Annotated in this window: 14 protein-coding genes; 8 read left to right on the top strand and 6 right to left on the bottom strand. The window is 75.2% G+C overall.

Annotated features, from left to right (window positions below; translation table 11 throughout):
- Nucleotides 1-67: 67 nt before the first annotated feature.
- Nucleotides 68-1,537: a DHA2 family efflux MFS transporter permease subunit gene (locus tag XF36_RS04800; protein ID WP_060711049.1), complete on the bottom strand. Its 1,470-nt coding sequence runs from the start codon at nt 1,535-1,537 to the stop codon at nt 68-70.
- A gap of 161 nt (nt 1,538-1,698) precedes the next feature.
- Between XF36_RS04800 and XF36_RS04795 the strand changes: the two genes are divergently transcribed.
- The 4 genes from XF36_RS04795 to XF36_RS04780 all read left to right on the top strand — a co-directional run bounded on the left by XF36_RS04795 (nt 1,699) and on the right by XF36_RS04780 (nt 5,229).
- Nucleotides 1,699-2,865: a geranylgeranyl reductase family protein gene (locus tag XF36_RS04795; protein WP_064485374.1), complete on the top strand. Its 1,167-nt coding sequence runs from the start codon at nt 1,699-1,701 to the stop codon at nt 2,863-2,865.
- Between the two features lie 52 nt (nt 2,866-2,917).
- A complete protein-coding gene (gene idi, locus XF36_RS04790) occupies nt 2,918-3,457 on the top strand; it encodes an isopentenyl-diphosphate Delta-isomerase (protein WP_060711048.1) in 540 nt (179 codons plus the stop codon).
- Nucleotides 3,458-3,481: 24 nt separating this feature from the next.
- Nucleotides 3,482-4,492 (top strand): small ribosomal subunit Rsm22 family protein, encoded by a 1,011-nt coding sequence (locus XF36_RS04785; protein ID WP_238589125.1) that lies wholly within the window; start codon nt 3,482-3,484, stop codon nt 4,490-4,492.
- 164 nt (nt 4,493-4,656) lie between these two features.
- On the top strand, nt 4,657-5,229 hold the full coding sequence (locus tag XF36_RS04780; RefSeq protein WP_060711047.1) for a hypothetical protein: 573 nt from the start codon (nt 4,657-4,659) through the stop codon (nt 5,227-5,229).
- A gap of 17 nt (nt 5,230-5,246) precedes the next feature.
- Here XF36_RS04780 and XF36_RS04775 read toward each other — a convergent pair whose 3' ends face one another.
- Nucleotides 5,247-6,248, bottom strand: coding sequence for a CobW family GTP-binding protein (locus XF36_RS04775; RefSeq protein ID WP_060711046.1), 1,002 nt, complete (start codon nt 6,246-6,248; stop codon nt 5,247-5,249).
- A 98-nt stretch (nt 6,249-6,346) separates the two neighbouring features.
- Here XF36_RS04775 and XF36_RS04770 point away from each other — a divergent pair, with 98 nt between their 5' ends.
- The 3 genes from XF36_RS04770 (at nt 6,347) to XF36_RS04760 (ending at nt 8,648) form a co-directional block, all read left to right on the top strand.
- Complete coding sequence (locus XF36_RS04770) at nt 6,347-7,357, top strand: carbohydrate kinase family protein (protein ID WP_064485373.1); 1,011 nt, start codon at nt 6,347-6,349, stop codon at nt 7,355-7,357.
- Between the two features lie 95 nt (nt 7,358-7,452).
- Complete coding sequence (locus XF36_RS04765; protein WP_060710840.1) at nt 7,453-7,743, top strand: transposase; 291 nt, start codon at nt 7,453-7,455, stop codon at nt 7,741-7,743.
- A complete protein-coding gene (locus XF36_RS04760) occupies nt 7,740-8,648 on the top strand; it encodes an IS3 family transposase (protein WP_060711044.1) in 909 nt (302 codons plus the stop codon). Before XF36_RS04765 ends, XF36_RS04760 begins: the two co-directional genes overlap by 4 nt.
- Nucleotides 8,649-8,854: 206 nt before the next feature.
- Here the strand turns inward: XF36_RS04760 and XF36_RS04755 are convergent, their stop codons facing one another.
- Nucleotides 8,855-10,003, bottom strand: a complete 1,149-nt coding sequence (locus XF36_RS04755) for a glycoside hydrolase family 16 protein (RefSeq protein ID WP_145981259.1) — start codon at nt 10,001-10,003, stop codon at nt 8,855-8,857.
- A gap of 372 nt (nt 10,004-10,375) precedes the next feature.
- Between XF36_RS04755 and XF36_RS04750 the strand changes: the two genes are divergently transcribed.
- Nucleotides 10,376-10,777, top strand: a complete 402-nt coding sequence (locus XF36_RS04750) for a cupin domain-containing protein (RefSeq protein ID WP_060711042.1) — start codon at nt 10,376-10,378, stop codon at nt 10,775-10,777.
- A gap of 10 nt (nt 10,778-10,787) precedes the next feature.
- On the opposite strand, the gene XF36_RS04745 is transcribed toward XF36_RS04750, so the two are convergent.
- The 3 genes from XF36_RS04745 to XF36_RS04735 are packed head-to-tail and all read right to left on the bottom strand — an operon-like array spanning nt 10,788 to nt 14,960.
- Nucleotides 10,788-11,822 (bottom strand): PHP domain-containing protein, encoded by a 1,035-nt coding sequence (locus XF36_RS04745; protein ID WP_060711041.1) that lies wholly within the window; start codon nt 11,820-11,822, stop codon nt 10,788-10,790.
- A 10-nt stretch (nt 11,823-11,832) separates the two neighbouring features.
- Complete coding sequence (locus XF36_RS04740; RefSeq protein ID WP_060711040.1) at nt 11,833-13,416, bottom strand: CHAD domain-containing protein; 1,584 nt, start codon at nt 13,414-13,416, stop codon at nt 11,833-11,835.
- A 59-nt stretch (nt 13,417-13,475) separates the two neighbouring features.
- A complete protein-coding gene (locus XF36_RS04735) occupies nt 13,476-14,960 on the bottom strand; it encodes an FAD-binding oxidoreductase (RefSeq protein WP_238589123.1) in 1,485 nt (494 codons plus the stop codon).
- Nucleotides 14,961-14,990 lie beyond the last annotated feature (30 nt).

The raw sequence follows: 14,990 nt of genomic DNA, 5'->3' as shown, positions 1-14,990 counted from the left end.
CCGGCCCGCGCCGGTGTCCGCCCGCGGTCACGGTCCGGGTGTTCAGCGACGCGGCGGCCCGGCCGCCTCAGACCCGGGCGTCCTGCGGGTCCGACGCCGGGGCCGGCAGCCGGGACGCGACCACCGCGACGACCACCGTCACCAGGGATACGACCGCCGCGACCAGGAACGCCGCGTGCACCCCGGCCGCGTCGACACCGGACCCGGCCCCGGCCCCGGCCCCGGCCCCGGCCAGCGTCATCACGGTGATGAACAGCGCCGTCCCCGCCGCGCCCGCGACCTGCTGGAGCGTGGTGAGTATGGCGCTGCCGTGCGAGTACAGCTCGCCCGGCAGCGAACCCAGCGCGTCGGTCATCAGTGGCGTGAACATCAGCGCCAGCGCCGCGGACAGGCCCACGTGCAGCACCACGACCAGCCAGAGCGGCGTCGTCGCGGCGAGGGTGGTGAACCCCCACATCACGACCGCGAGCAGCACCGCGCCCGGCAGCACCAGCGGACGGGCGCCGAACCGGTCGTAGGCGCGGCCGACGAACGGGCCCAGCAGCCCCATCACCAGCCCGCCCGGCAGCACCACCAGGCCCGCGACGAACGCGCTGTCACCCAGCACGTCCTGGATGTAGAGCGGCAGCAGGATGATCGCGCCGAACAGCGACATGAACCCGGTCGCGACGAGGACCAGCGACAACGTGTACCGGCGGACCGTGAACGGGCGCAGGTCCAGCAGCGGGGCCGTGCCGGTGCCGCGCTGCAGGCGGACCTGGCGGTGCACGAACACCGCGAGCGCCACCGCTCCGAGCACCAGCGGCACCCACGGCGGCACCGCGGTGTGCGCGCCCCCGGCGGCGGACTCGCCGATCGCGGACAGCCCGTAGACGATCCCGGCGAACGCGACGGCCGAGATCAGGACCGAGGCGACGTCGAGCGTGGCCCGCGTCGTCTCCGCCTCGACCCGCAGCCGCTGCGCACCCGCGACCAGTGCGACCAGGGCGATCGGCAGCACGATCCAGAACATCCAGCGCCAGCCCAGCGCGGAGAGGATCACCCCGGACAGCGTCGGGCCGACCGCGGGCGCCACCGCGATGACGATCGAGATCGTGCCCATCGTCTGCCCGCGGCGGCTCGCCGGGACCAGGCGCAGGATCGTCGTCATGAGCAGCGGGACCATCACCGCGGTGCCGGTGGCCTGCACGACCCGCCCGGCCAGCAGGAACCCGAACGCGGGCGCGACCGCGCACAGCAGGGTCCCGACGCTGAACAGACCCATGGAGGCGAGGTAGACCGACCGCGGCGGGAACCGCCCGAGCAGGTACCCCGTGATCGGGATGACCACCGCCATCGTCAGCAGGAATCCGCTGGTCAGCCACTGCGCGGTCGCCGGGGTGACGCGCAGGTCGGCGATAAGGGCGGGCAGCGCCACGCTCATGATCGTCTCGTTCAGGATCATCACGAACGCCGAGCCGACGAGCAGCCCGATGATCAGCAGGGCTCCGGCGGGCAGCCGCTCGGTGTCGCGGTCGGGGGCCGGCTCGGTGGTCACAACGTGCTCCTCGTGGACGTGACGGACGCACCACCCACGGCACCGACGGCACGGCGCCGGCACCCGTCGCGGCCGGGCGACGGGGTGGCGGTGTGGGAGTGGACCACGGCCGGGGGGCGATGGCGAACCGTTTCCCCCGGCGCCGGGGGGACAATGGCGCCATGTCCACCTACGACGTCGTCGTGGTCGGGGCGGGTCCCGCCGGCTGCGCCGCGGCGCTCAACGTGTTGCGGCTGCGGTCGTCGGCGTCGGTGCTCCTGCTCGACGCGGCGTCCTTCCCCCGCGACAAGACCTGCGGAGACGGCATAGCGGCCGAGGTGTTCGACCTGCTCGACGAGCTGGGCTCCACCGGGGTCCGCACGCTCGGCGTCGCGGCACCGCGACTGCGCCTGCGCACCCCGGCGGGCCGGGTCGTGCACCGCACCGCGCGCCGGCCGAACCGGGTGGTCCCGCGCCGGGAGCTGGACGCGGCGCTGGTCGACGCGGCCGTCGCCGCCGGGGCGCAGCTGCGCCGCCACCGGGTCCGCACCGTCGTCCCCCGCGGGGACCGGGTGCTGGTCGACGACGTCGCCGCCCGGGTCGTGATCGGCGCCGACGGGGCGAACTCGGTGGTCCGCCACGCACTCGGCGCGCCGGCCGTGCCGCCGTGGTCGACGGCGGTGGCGATCCGCGGGTACGCCCCGGTGGCCGCCGAGCCGGGGACGCTGTCGATCGAGTACGCCGGCGGCGCCGTCCCGGCCTACGCCTGGTCGTTCCCGATCGCGGGCGGCGGCGCCAACGTCGGCTACGGCGTGTTCGACGAGCGCGGCGCCGGGAACCGGGCGTCGCTGCTGGAGCGGCTGGCCGCTCTGCTGCCCGGCCAGGAACCCGACCCGGCCACGCTGCGCGCGCACCACCTCCCGCTGTCGACCGCGCCCCGGTTCCAGCCCGACGGACGGGTGCTGCTGGCCGGTGACGCCGCGGCGAAGGTGAACCCGCTGACCGGCGAGGGGATCTTCGACGCCGTCGCCTCCGGGATCCTCGCCGGGCGCAGCGCGCTGCGCGGTGACGACGCGGGCGCCGCCCACCGCGCCGCCATGGAGCAGACCTTCGCCCGGCACCACCGCCACGTCGGTGCGCTCGCCCGGCTGGCGGCCCGCCCCGCGTTCCTCGACGCCGCGATCAGCGCCGCCGCACGGCACCAGCGGGTGTTCGACTGCGCGGTGGAGCTGGGGCTGGCGCGGGGCACGGTGTCCCCCGCCGCGCTCGCGGTCGTCGCCGCGCACCTGCCGGCTGCCGCGCTCGGCGCCGTGGTCCGGCGCCGGGCAGCCGCCCGCTCGGGCGTGTGAGCCGGTCCCGTCCCAGGAGCCGCCACGGCCGGGCTCCGGTAGACAGGACGGCATGGAACAGGTTGTGCTGCTGGACGACGACGGCAACCCGGTCGGCGTCGCGGACAAGGCCACCGTGCACGGTGCGAGCACCCCGCGGCACCTGGCGTTCTCCTGCTACGGCGTCGACGACGCCGGCCGGCTGCTGGTAACCCGGCGCGCCCGCACCAAGACCGCCTTCCCCCTGGTCTGGACCAACACCTGCTGCGGCCATCCCGCACCCGGTGAGGAGATGGCCGACGCGGTGCACCGCAGGCTGGCCGACGAGCTGGGCGTCCGTGCGACCGAGCTGCGGATGGTGCTGCCGGACTTCAGCTACCGCGCGTCGCAGGACGGGATCGAGGAGAACGAGCTCTGCCCGGTGTTCGTCGCCCGGATCACCGGTGAGCCCGAGCCGCGCCCCGACGAGGTCGAGGACCTGGCCTGGTGGAGCTGGTCGCGCTTCCGCGCCGCCGCCGACGACCCGGACTCCGGGCTGTCGCCGTGGGCCCGGCTGCAGGCTCCGCTGCTCGACGCGCTGGCCGACCCGCTGCTGGTCGGCGCCCGGGGCTGAGCTCGGGACTGGTGGAATGGGCAGGTGGTCCCCGAGCCGTCCTCCGCGCTGTCCCACGAACTGTCCGACGCGCTGGCCGCCGCCCTCGACGACGCACTCGACCGCGTCCCCGCCGCCCGGCTCGCGCCGGTGGTCGAGCGGCTGATCCGCGACTACCGCAGCGGCACGGTGCCCACCGCGCCGATCCTGCGCACCGACGACGACGCGGCCGCCTACGCCGCGTACCGGATGCCCGCCACGCACGCGGCGGTCCTCGACGTGCTGGAGCGGGCGGCCGCGCGGGTGCCCGAGCCGGTGTCGCTGCTCGACCTCGGCGGCGGGACCGGCGCCGCGGTGTGGGCGGCGGCACAGGTGTGGCCGTCGCTGGAGTGGGCCACGGTGCTGGAGGCCGCCACGCCGGCCCGGGCGCTGGGCCGCAGGCTCGCCTCCGGTGCGCCGTCGCCGCTGCTGCGGGCGGCCCGGTGGGAGGCCGCGGTGCTCGGCACCGCCCCGGTGCTGCCGGAGACCGACCTGCTGACCGCCTGCTACCTGCTCGGTGAGCTGCCGGTACCGGTGCGCGACGCCGTCGTCGACGCCGCCGCCCGGGACGCGCGGGTCGTCGTGCTCGTCGAACCGGGGACGCCGGCCGGGCACGCGCGCATCCTCGACGCCCGCACCCGCCTGCTCGCCGCGGGCCTCACCGTCGCCGCGCCCTGCCCGCACGACGGGGCCTGCCCGGTGACCGGCGACGACTGGTGCCACTTCGCCGTCCGCGTCGGACGCAGCTCGCGGCACCGGGTGCTGAAGGCCGGCTCGCTGGGGCACGAGGACGAGAAGTTCTCCTACGTCGTCGGCGTGCGTGACGGCGACGACGGGAGCGTCGGCCGGGCCCCGGGCCGCGTGGTCCGGCACCCGCAGACCCGCAAGGGACTGGTGACGCTGCGTGTCTGCGAGGCGGGCGGGACGCTGCGGGACACCCCCGTCCCGCGCAGTCGTCGGGAGCTGTTCCGGCACGCCCGTGACACCGTGTGGGGCGACGCCTGGCCACCCGAGTGAGCCTCGCAGGTTGCTCGCAAGTGGTGGAGGCGAACATCACAGACGGAACGCGCCGAGGAACGTTGTGAATCCGTAACACGGACCGGCATCGTGGGCGACTGACCGGGCGAGACGGCCATCAGGTGGGCCGCGAGCAGCAGCATTCTCACAGATCGAGCACGACCATGAACGACTTCGTCGCCGGCGCTCCCGCCGACCGCCTGCCCACCCTCGTCCGCACACGTACCGGGTACCGCGTGTACGACCCGGCCCTGATCGCCGGCACCGACTACGTCGTCGACGACGCGGGCGACCTCGTCTACACCCGGCTCCCGGCCGGCGCGCTGACCGGCACCGCCGTCGTCGCGGCCGTCGTGGTGGCCCTCACCGTGGGCGAGAACAGCTGGTCCCGGTCGGCGCTCGCGTTCCTCGTCTGCCTGCCCCTCGCGCTCGGGCTGGTGATCGGGGTGCTGTCGATCATCCACGCGGTCACCGACCCGGTCCGGGCCTACCGCGCCCGCACCGGGCACACCCGCTTCGCCCGCGACATCACCGAGTCCGACACCGCCTCCTGGCAGCTCTGCGCGCGTGCCGAGCGGCTCGCGGCGACGCCGTCCTGGCAGGCGGGCCGGATCGACCCGTCCCGCAGCCTCGGTGTCCTGCTGTGGACCGCCGTCGCCGGTGGGGAGGCCTGGGCCGCCGATGCCCTGACCCAGCTGGCCGAGCCGGCGACGGGCCCGGACCTCACCTCGGTCTGAGCAATCCCCCGGGGCCATCAGACCGCGTAGCGGGCGACCGGGAGCAAGGCGTCGGCGTCGCGGCGGTCGGCGTCGGTCGCGACGCAGGCCCGCAGTGACCGGTGCAGCGCGTCGGAGTCGAGACCGGTGCCGATCAGGACCAGGGTGGTGCGCCGGGGCTCGTCGACGTCCCACCGGGTCCGGTGGAACCGCACGTACCGGCCGACGGTGTGGAGGTCCCAGCGTTCCCGGGCCGGGGCGGCCGCGAAGCGCACCGAGCCCTTGATCCGGTAAAGCCCGGACGGCCTGGCGTCGAGCAGGTCCTGCAGGCGGGCGGCGTCGAGCGGTTCGTCACTGAGGAACGTCAGGCTCTGGTATCCGGCGTGCAGGTGCTGGGCGTGCGGTTCGTCGACGCGCTCGCCGAGCATCAGCTGCCGTCCCGGCACGATCTCGATGTCGAACAGCAGCGCCGGGTCCACCGCGCCGTCGCGGACCGGGACGATCGGTGCCCGCGGGTTGGCCTCGCGGCACAGCCTGCGGACCCGCCAGAGCGGCCCCGGTCCCACCCTGTCGATCTTGTTCAGGACGACGAGGTCGGCCATCGCGACGTGCTTGTCGAGCTGGGGGTGACGGCGCCGCGAGGTCTCGAACTCCGCGGCGTCGACGACCACGACGAGCCCGCCGAAGCTCAGGTGCTGGCCCAGCGCGTCGAGCACGAGCTGGACCAGCGTGCCGGGCTCGGCGATGCCGCTGGCCTCGATGACGACGACGTCGATCTCGTCGCGGCGGCGGGTCAGCGTCTCCAGCACCGAGGAGACGCCGCCCTCACCGACCTCGCAGCACAGGCAGCCGTTGCCGAGCCCGACGACGTCGCCGGCCTGACCGGCCACGCGCATCGCGTCGATGCCGACCGACCCGAAGTCGTTGACGACCACGCCGATCCGCGCGTCCCCGCCCGCGGCGAGGAGGTGGTTCAGCAGTGTCGTCTTGCCGGCTCCGAGGAATCCGGCCAGCACCACGACCGGGATCTTCCGGGGCATCCGTCATGCCTACCACGTGCGTGTCGACGCACCGTGACGTGGTCGTGACCCGTCACGGACCTGGCCGGGGCCCCCGATCGGACCACTACAGTGCGGCCATGCCCGACACAGCCGCCGGACGCCCGCCACGCGGAGTGATCGCCGTCGCCGGAGAAGCACTCGTCGACATCGTCCCCGCGCCGACGCAGGCGGGCCGCACACCCGCCGAGCAGTACTGGCAGTTCGCGCCCGGCGGCAGCCCGGCGAACGTCGCGGTCGGACTGTCCCGCCTCGACGTGCCGGCCCGGATGCTGGCCCGCCTCGCCGACGACCTGCTGGGGCGCAAGCTGCGCGCCCACCTCTCCGACAACGGGGTCGACCTGTCGCACTCGGTCGAGGCGGCCGAGCCGTCGTCGCTGGCGATCGTGGAGCTGGCAGCCGACGGGCAGGCGTCCTACGACTTCCGGATCGCGGGCACCGCGGACTGGCAGTGGACCGACGACGAGCTCGCCGGTGCCCTCGACGACGGCCCGACCGGCCCGGTCGTCGCCGTCCACTCGGGATCGCTGGCGCTGACGACCGCGCCCGGCCACGACGCGCTGCGCGAGCTGCTCGCCTCCGCCGTGGACACCGCGACGGTCAGCTACGACCCGAACTTCCGGCCGATGCTGATGGGCTCACCGGAGGAGGTCCTGCCCGGCGTGCACGAGCTGCTGGGCGTGGCCGACGTGGTGAAGGTCAGCGAGGAGGACCTGGCCTGGCTGCACCCGGGCCGCAAGCCCGGCGACGTCGTCGGCGAGTGGCTCGAGCTGGGCCCGGCGGTCGTCGTGGTCACCCTCGGGGCGGACGGGGTGCTGGCCGGGACGTCGTCGGGACTGCACCTGGTGCAGCCCGGCCGCACTGTCGAGGTCGTCGACACGGTGGGGGCCGGGGACAGCTTCTCCGCCGCGCTGCTCGCCGGGCTGCACCGACGCGGGCTGCTCGGCGCGACCGCCCGCGACGACCTCTACCGCATCGACCGGCCGACGCTGGAGGCCGTGCTGACCGAGGCCGTCGCGGCGTCGGCGATCACCTGTTCGCGGCACGGCGCGAACCCGCCCACCCGGGCGGAGCTCGACGCCGCCATCTGACACCACGGTCCGACCCCACGGTCCGACCCCACGGTCCGACCCCACGGTCTGCGGTTCCCCCATGATCGGGGAGGCATCAGCTATAAGGGGTAGCGATGCCAGAGGTACGGAAGCGCTACGACCGGGAGTTCCGTGACGGAGCGGTCCGGGTCGTGGAGGAGACGGGCAAGCCGATCGCCCAGGTCGCCCGTGACCTGGGGGTCAACGAGGGCACGCTGGGCAACTGGGTGGCCCGTGCACGAGAGGCCCGCGAGGACACCGAGGGCCTGTCTCGCGGCGGCGTCGAGGAGCTCAAGCGGCTGCGCGCGGAGAACGCCGAGCTGCGGATGGAGCGTGATGTCCTCAAGCGATCCGTGGTCCTGTGGGTCAAGGAGGCGACGAAGTGAGCGTGGCCCGTTTCATCGCCGACCAGAGGACCTTCCACCGGGTGCCGCACACGCTGGCCTGCGCCCTGTTGGGGGTGTCGATCTCCTGGCTGTACAAGTGGCTCGACCGCGCCGCGCGTTCCGACGGTGGTGCCACCGCGACCGAGAAGCGCCGCTGCGCGTTGGACGCCGCCGTGGCCGTGGCGTTCGACGACGCCCAGCGGCTACACGGCTCACCCCGTCTGCACGCCGACCTGTGTGAGGCCGGATGGCGGGTGTCGGAGAAGACCGTGGCGGACTCGATGCGCCGCCAGGGCCTGGTCGCCCGCCGGATCAAGCGGCACAACGGGCTGACCCGCCAGGACCGCACGGCGCCGAAGTTCCCGGACCTGCTTCGTCGGGGTTTCACTGCGGCCGAGCCGAACCGCAGATGGGTCGGGGACATGACCGAGATCCCCACCGCGGCCGGGAAGTTGTATCTGGCCACGGTGATCGACCTGTACTCGCGGCGGCTGCTCGGCGCGGCCACGGGGCTGCACCCGAACCCCGAGCTGGCGTGTGCGGCGATCCGGATGGCGGTGGCGGCCCGCGGCGGGGCGGACCGAATCGCCGGGGTGATCTTCCACACCGACCGCGGGTCGACCTACACCGCGGGCGCGTTCACCGCTCTGTGTCGGCGGCTCGACATCCGTCAGTCGATGGGCCGGGTCGGGTCGTGTTTCGACAATGCCGCGGCGGAGGCGTTCTTCTCCAGCCTGGAGTGGGAAGTGCTGTCCCGCAACGACTTCGACACCATCAGTAGGGCGCGGGCGGCGGTCATCGACTGGTGTTACGGCTTCTACAACCACCGGCGGCGACACAGTGCCGCCGCCGGGCTCTCACCGATCAACTACGAGAACGCCGCCCTCACCCGAGACGCGGCATAAGAACCCTCCACGATCTCGGGGGAACCGCAGTCCGACCCCACGGTCCGACCCCACGGTCCGACCCCACGGTCCGACCCCACGGTCCGACCCCACGGTCCGACCCCACGGTCCGACCCCACGGTCCGACCCCACGGTCCGGCCCCACGGTCCGGCCCCACGGTCCGGCCCCACGGTCCGGCCCCGCGGTCCGGCCCCGCGGTCCGGCCTCAGCGCTGCTCGCGGGCGAGCATCGCGGTCTGCGCCTGCTGTTCGGGCCCGGACAGCTCGCGCGGCTTCCGGCCCGGGAAGTCGCGGGGCTGCCCGGTCGCGGCCGAGCCGGGCGGCAGGCTCAGCGTGGCCGCGCTGCTCTGCGGCAGCGCCCACTGCCGGGCCCAGTCCATGTGCATGGCGGTCGGGCCGCCGGCGTCGCCGAAGTAGTCGAGCTGCATGGTCATGTTCATCGCGCGGGGCGGGAACTGGTCGGTGTCGGTGTTGGAGTACCACTCCTTCCCGTTCACGTACCCGGTGATCTTCTCCGGGGTCCACTCCAGCGCGTAGGCCGACCACTGCGTCGAGTCGTGCTTCACCGACCCGTAGTCCTGGTCGTTGTCGGGTCCGTAGTGCAGGAAGAAGCTGGTCTTCTGGCGGGAGTCGTCCATGATCTCCATCCAGTCGATCTCGCCGCCGACCGGGAAGTCCTCGGCGACCGGCCAGAGCAGCAGCAGCGCGTTGATCCCGCCCTGTCCCTCGTCCGACTTCACGCAGGCCTCCCACCGGCCGTAGCGCTGGCCGGGGTGCCAGCTGACGGCGCCGGTGTTGCCGTCGGCGTCGGCGGAGATGCTCATCGCCCCGTCGGCGACGGTGACCGCCTCCGGGGTGCGGGTGCCCTTCTTGTTGTGGCCGGGCTCGGGACCGTAGGGGTGCCAGTCCGGCGGGACCGTGGTGCCGTCGAAGTCGGACTCGCGGGTGGGGGCGCCCCAGCCGAGCTTCTGTGCCGCGGTCTCGGTGCAGTGCGACGACGCCGGGGGTGCGGCAGGGTCGGCCGGGGTCGCCTTCGCCGTCCCGCCGGCCGGGTCGTCCGGGGGCGCGGTTCCGGCGACCTGGTCGTTCGGGGTCGCGGGGCCGGCAGCCGGATCGGCCGGAGTCGCGCTTCCGGCAGCCGGGCCGGCCGGGGTGGCTGGGGTCGCGGCGCCGGCGGCCGGGGATGCGTCGTTGTCGTCCGCCGGGGGTGCCGGGTCCTCGGCGACCGTCCGGCTCACGACGCCCGCCGGACCGGCGGGTGCTTCCGACGCCGTCGACGCGCCGGCCGTCGTGACCGCCGAGAGCGCGAGCGTCGCGGCCAGCATCGCCACCGTCGTCCTGGTCCTGGTCCGCACCGTGGATCACTCCTGTCACTCGGTCACCTGCGGTCCCATCTCACGTGCGGTGGGTGAGGAGCACCAGTCGAACCACCCGTCCAGGGAGCGCGCGGACGGGTGGGATGCGGTCGCCCGTGGACGGACGGTGATCCTCCTGCGGGCACCGGTGACGTCGGGTGACCGGCCGGTGTGCGGCGGCGGGTGTGGCACCCGTCGCCGCGCGGGGCGCCCCGCGGACGGAGGTGTCGCACCCGGCGGGACTCCCGCACCCGCCACGACGGGTGCGGCGACCGCACCAGGGGTGCGACGCGCCCCGGGGCCGATGCCCCCAAGGCACCACGAGGTGGGGGACCGGGGACGGACCGTGCGTCCGCCTGCCACAGTGGCGGCGTGGCTCGCCCCGACCTCGCCGTCGCGCTGGACCTCGCCCCGCACCCGGAGGGCGGCTGGTACCGGCGGACCTGGACCTCGCCGGTCGTCGTCGGGACGCCGTACGGTCCGCGTCCCTCGGCGACGGCGATCCTCTACCTGTTCGACGCCCCCGGCCGCTGGCACCGCGTCCGGTCCACCGAGCTGTGGTGCCGGCACTCGGGCCCGGAGGCCGACCTGGTCCTCGGTGGCGACGGGCCGGACCCCGTCCCCGCGGCCCGGTTGCGGCTCGGGCCGGGAAGCCCGCAGCAGGAGGTCCCGGCCGGGGTGTGGCAGCGGGCGGAGCCGGTCGGGCCGGGCCCGGTCCTGGTCAGCTGCGTCGTCTCCCCCGGCTTCGACGTCGCCGACTTCGAGCTGCGCTGAGGGGACGGGCTCAGCGGCGCAGCAGGCCGGCCCGGTCGCGGGTGTTGCGGATCCGCTCCGGGTCCACCCCGCAGGCGACGGCGCGGGCGCAGCCGTGGTCGAGCCAGTCGAGCTGCCCGGGGGCGTGCGCGTCGGTGTCGATCGTGAACTCGCACCCCGCCTCGACGGCCAGGCGCAGCAGCCGCTTCGGCGGGTCCAGGCGTTCCGGCCGGGAGTTGATCTCGACCGCGACCCCGTTCGCTGCGCAGGCGGCGAACAAAGCGGGCGCGTCGAACTCCGACTCCGGGCGCTTCCGGCGGCCGGTGACCATCCGCCCGGTGCAGTGCCCGAGCACGTCGACGTGCGGGTTCGCGACGGCGGTGAGCATCCGCTCGGTCATCTCGTCGCGGGGCATCCGCAGCTTCGAGTGCACGCTGGCCACCACCACGTCGAGCGAGGCGAGCAGGTCCTCGGACTGGTCGAGGGCGCCGTCGTCGAGGATGTCCACCTCGATGCCGGTGAGCACCCGGAAGTCCGACCCGGACGCGGCGATCCGCTCGTCGAGCTCCGCGATCTGCTCGACCTGGCGGCGCAGCCGGTCCGCCGACAGCCCGTTGGCGACGGTCAGGCGCGGCGAGTGGTCGGTGATCACGAGGTAGTCGTGGCCCAGCCCGATCGCGGTCTCGGCCATCTCGGCGAGCGGGGAGCCGCCGTCGGAGGCGTCGGTGTGGCTGTGGCAGTCCCCGCGCAGGGACCCGCGCAGCCGCCGGGCCGCCTCCGCCAGGGGGATCCCGGTGGCGTCGGCGCGGGCGACGGAGTCCTCCAGCCGTCGCAGGTAGACCGGCTCCTCCCCGGCGACCGACTCCCCCACGCAGCGCGCGGTCACCTCGCCGACGCCCTTGAGGTCGGTCAGGCCGCCCGCGGCGTGTAGCCGGGCCAGCTCCTCGGCGCTGCGGCCGCGCAGGGCGGCGGCCGCGGTGCGGAACGCACGGACCCGGTAGGTCGACTCCTGCGCGCGTTCGAGCAGGAACGCGATCCGGCGCAGGTCGGCGACGGCGTCTCTCACCCCGCGCAGGCTAGCGGCCCATCCACCGGCGGGCGCGCCGCGTCCACGCCGTCTCCCACACCGTGGGCAGCCTGCGCTCGAGGTCGAGCATGGTCGCGGTGTCCCGGCCGTGCAGCACACCGAAGGTGAACCCGTTGCCGTGCTCCGCTCCGGCGCGGGCCCCGAGGGTCCGCAGGGTCTCGCGGGAGACGACGGCGTCCTGGTGCTCGCCGAGCACGTCGGAGACCTTCTTGAGCCGCTTCGCGAACGCCCGCGCATCCTTCCCGACGCTGGGCCGGGCGACCTCGGTGGCGTAGCGGAGCTGCTTGCCGGTCTTGCGGGCGTCGTGCAGCGACTCGGGTGCGACGTGGCCGGCGTCGAGGTCGGCCAGCGCCCGCTCCATCCGCCGCTCCAGCTTGCGGGCCGTGCGCCCCACCATCGCCGGGACGACCGTCGCGGCGGGTCTCCGGGCCCGGCGCGACAACGGCGGGTCGGCGAGCAGCCGGCGCAGGGCGCCCTGCAGCGCGGCGTAGCGCTCGCCGTCGACGACCTCCAGCACGGCGGCCCCGGTCTCGGCGCGGGTGCGGGCGAAGTGCCGGGTGACCGCGGCCTGCACCGGTCCGAGCAGCAGCTCGGGCTCCAGCGCGGCCAGCCGGGCGGTCAGGTGCTCCTCCTGCACCTCGGCGTCGCGCTCCCCGGCCAGGGCCCGGCCGAGCCAGCGCAGCTCGCCGACGAGGTGCCCGACCCGCGGCCCCTCCAGGAGCCCGCCGAAGGTGCGCAGCGCGCTGCGGAGCCGGCGGGCGGCGATGCGCATCTGGTGAACGGCGTCGGGCCGGTCGGCGCGCAGGTCGGCCTCGCGGGCGCCCAGGGTGTCGACCTGGTCGCCGAGGTAGCGCAGGAGCAGTGCCCCCGCGCTGCCCTTCCGGCCGGTGCGGCGCGGCGGGTCGGCGGGCGCGGCGGCGGCGAGCAGCGCGGCGAGCCGGGCGTGCGCGCCGCGCGGTGCACGCACGAGTCCGGTGTCACGCAGCGCCTCGTCCAGCTGCCGGAGCCCGGCGGTGTCGGCCGCCCCCGGCTCCACGACGGCCTCGGTCCAGCTCTCGACGGTCGCGACCGCCCCGAGCAGCGCGACGTCGACCTGCTCGCGGGCCAGCGTGGCGAGGTCCGTCCCGGTCGCGTCGCGCAGCCGGTCGACCTGGCGGGTCACGTGCACCCGACCGACCGGGACGAGCGGCTCGTCGCCGCGGACCCCGCGGACCAGGGCGTCGACACCGTCCGGGACGGCGCGCTCACCGGTGACGCCCTCGACCTCGCTCGCGGGCAGCGGCACGCGCAGCGGCTCGTCGGCGTCGGGCAGGCGCAGCACCCAGGTCGTGGACGGCGGCACCGCCGACGCGCGGTCCGGCACGGTGTGTTCGACGACGAGCTCGATGCCCGCGGCGACCAGCCGCAGGTCCGCGGTGTCGACCCGCTCCACCTCTCGGACCTCGGCCTCGACCACCGGCACGACCTCGGCGACCCCGGCGACGCCGGTCAGGCGCGGCGCACCGGTGTGCGACGGACCGCGGTAGGTCAGCGCGAGGGCGGAAGGGACGAGGGCCGGGTCGGTGGTGCTCATCCGAGAGTGTTCCCGCTCTCCCGGCGACCACGCGCGGCCATCCGGGCGACACGCGCGGTTCAGACCGCCTTGCCCGGGTTCAGGATGCCGTCCGGGTCGAGCGCGACCTTCACCGAGCGCTGCAGGGCCAGCACCCCGGGGCCCAGCTCGCGTTCCATGCCGTCGCGCTTGAGCAGGCCGACGCCGTGCTCCCCGGTGACCGTCCCACCCAGTTCGACGGCCGCGTCGATGATCTCGTCGAACGCGGCGCGGGTGCGGTCCCGGGCGTCCGGGTCGTCGTGCGGGGTGAGCATCAGCGGGTGCAGGTTCCCGTCGCCGGCGTGCGCGACGGTCGCGATCCGGACCCCGCGGCGACGGCCGATGTCCTCGATCCGGGCGAGCATCTCCGCCATCCGGGGGCGGGGGACGCAGACGTCCTCGGTCAGCATGCCCATCCCGAGCTGCTCCAGCGCCGGGTAGGCCATCCGGCGGGCGGCGAACAGCGCCTCGGACTCGGTCGCGTCGGTCGCGGCCATCGCCTCGGTCGCGCCGTGCTGTTCGAAGGCCGCGAGGATCGCGTCGGCCTCGGCGGTCGCGGCGGGCTCGGGCAGGTCGGTCTGGGCGAGCAGCAGCGCGGCGGCCCCCTCGGGCAGCCCGGCGTTGCGCCAGGCGTTGACCGCGGCCAGGCACTCCCGGTCGACCAGCTCGAACACCGCGGGCTGCAGCCCCTGCTCGGTGACGGCGGCGACCGCGGCCCCGCAGTCGGCGAGGGAGTCGAAGAACCCGACGACGGTGCGCGGCGCGGCCGGGCGGGCCGGGCGCAGCTTCACGGTGATCTCGGTGATGATCCCGAGCGTCCCCTCCGAGCCGACCATCAGCCCGGCGAGGTCGTAGCCGACGACTCCCTTCGCGGTGCGCCGCCCGACCCGCACGACCTCACCGGTGGCGGTGACGACCTCCAGGGCGAGCACGTAGTCGCAGGTGACGCCGTACTTGACGCAGCACAGCCCGCCCGCGTTGGTCGCGACGTTGCCGCCGATCGTCGACCAGGGCGCCGACGCCGGGTCCGGCGGGTACCAGAGGCCCCGCTCCGCGCAGGCGGCGCGCAGGTCGTCGTTGACCACCCCCGGTTCGACGACGGCGAGCCGCTCCCCCGCCGAGATCTCCCGGATCGCGGTCATCAGTTCCAGGCTGACCAGCACGCAGCCGTCGACGGCGTTCGCCCCGCCGGACAGCCCGGTGCCCGCACCCCGCGCGACGACCGGCACCCGGTGCGCGGCGCAGGCCCGCACGGTCGCGGCGACGTCGGCGGTGGTCCGCGCCCGCACCACGCACAGCGGTGTGCCGTACTCGGCCCACTCGGCCTCGTCGCGCACGTAGGGACGCACGACGTCGGGGTCGGTCAGGACCCGGTCGGCGTCGAGCGCGGCCGCCAGCTCGGCGAGCACCGCGCGCCCCGCGGCGTCCGGGCCGGAGGCGTCCAGCTCCACGGGCGCGGTGGACCCGCCGAAGGGCCGCCCCTCCGGTACGACGACGGGGGCGGCGGCGGTGACGCGGTCGGGCATGACCCGACGGTAGGTCGCCGACGCCCACGC

Origin of the sequence: Pseudonocardia sp. HH130629-09, from assembly GCF_001294645.1 — a bacterium.
In the GTDB taxonomy this organism is placed as follows: Bacteria; Actinomycetota; Actinomycetes; order Mycobacteriales; family Pseudonocardiaceae; genus Pseudonocardia.
The sequence above is the reverse complement of the archived record's forward strand: the minus strand, read 5'-3'. Positions and strand labels throughout refer to the sequence as shown.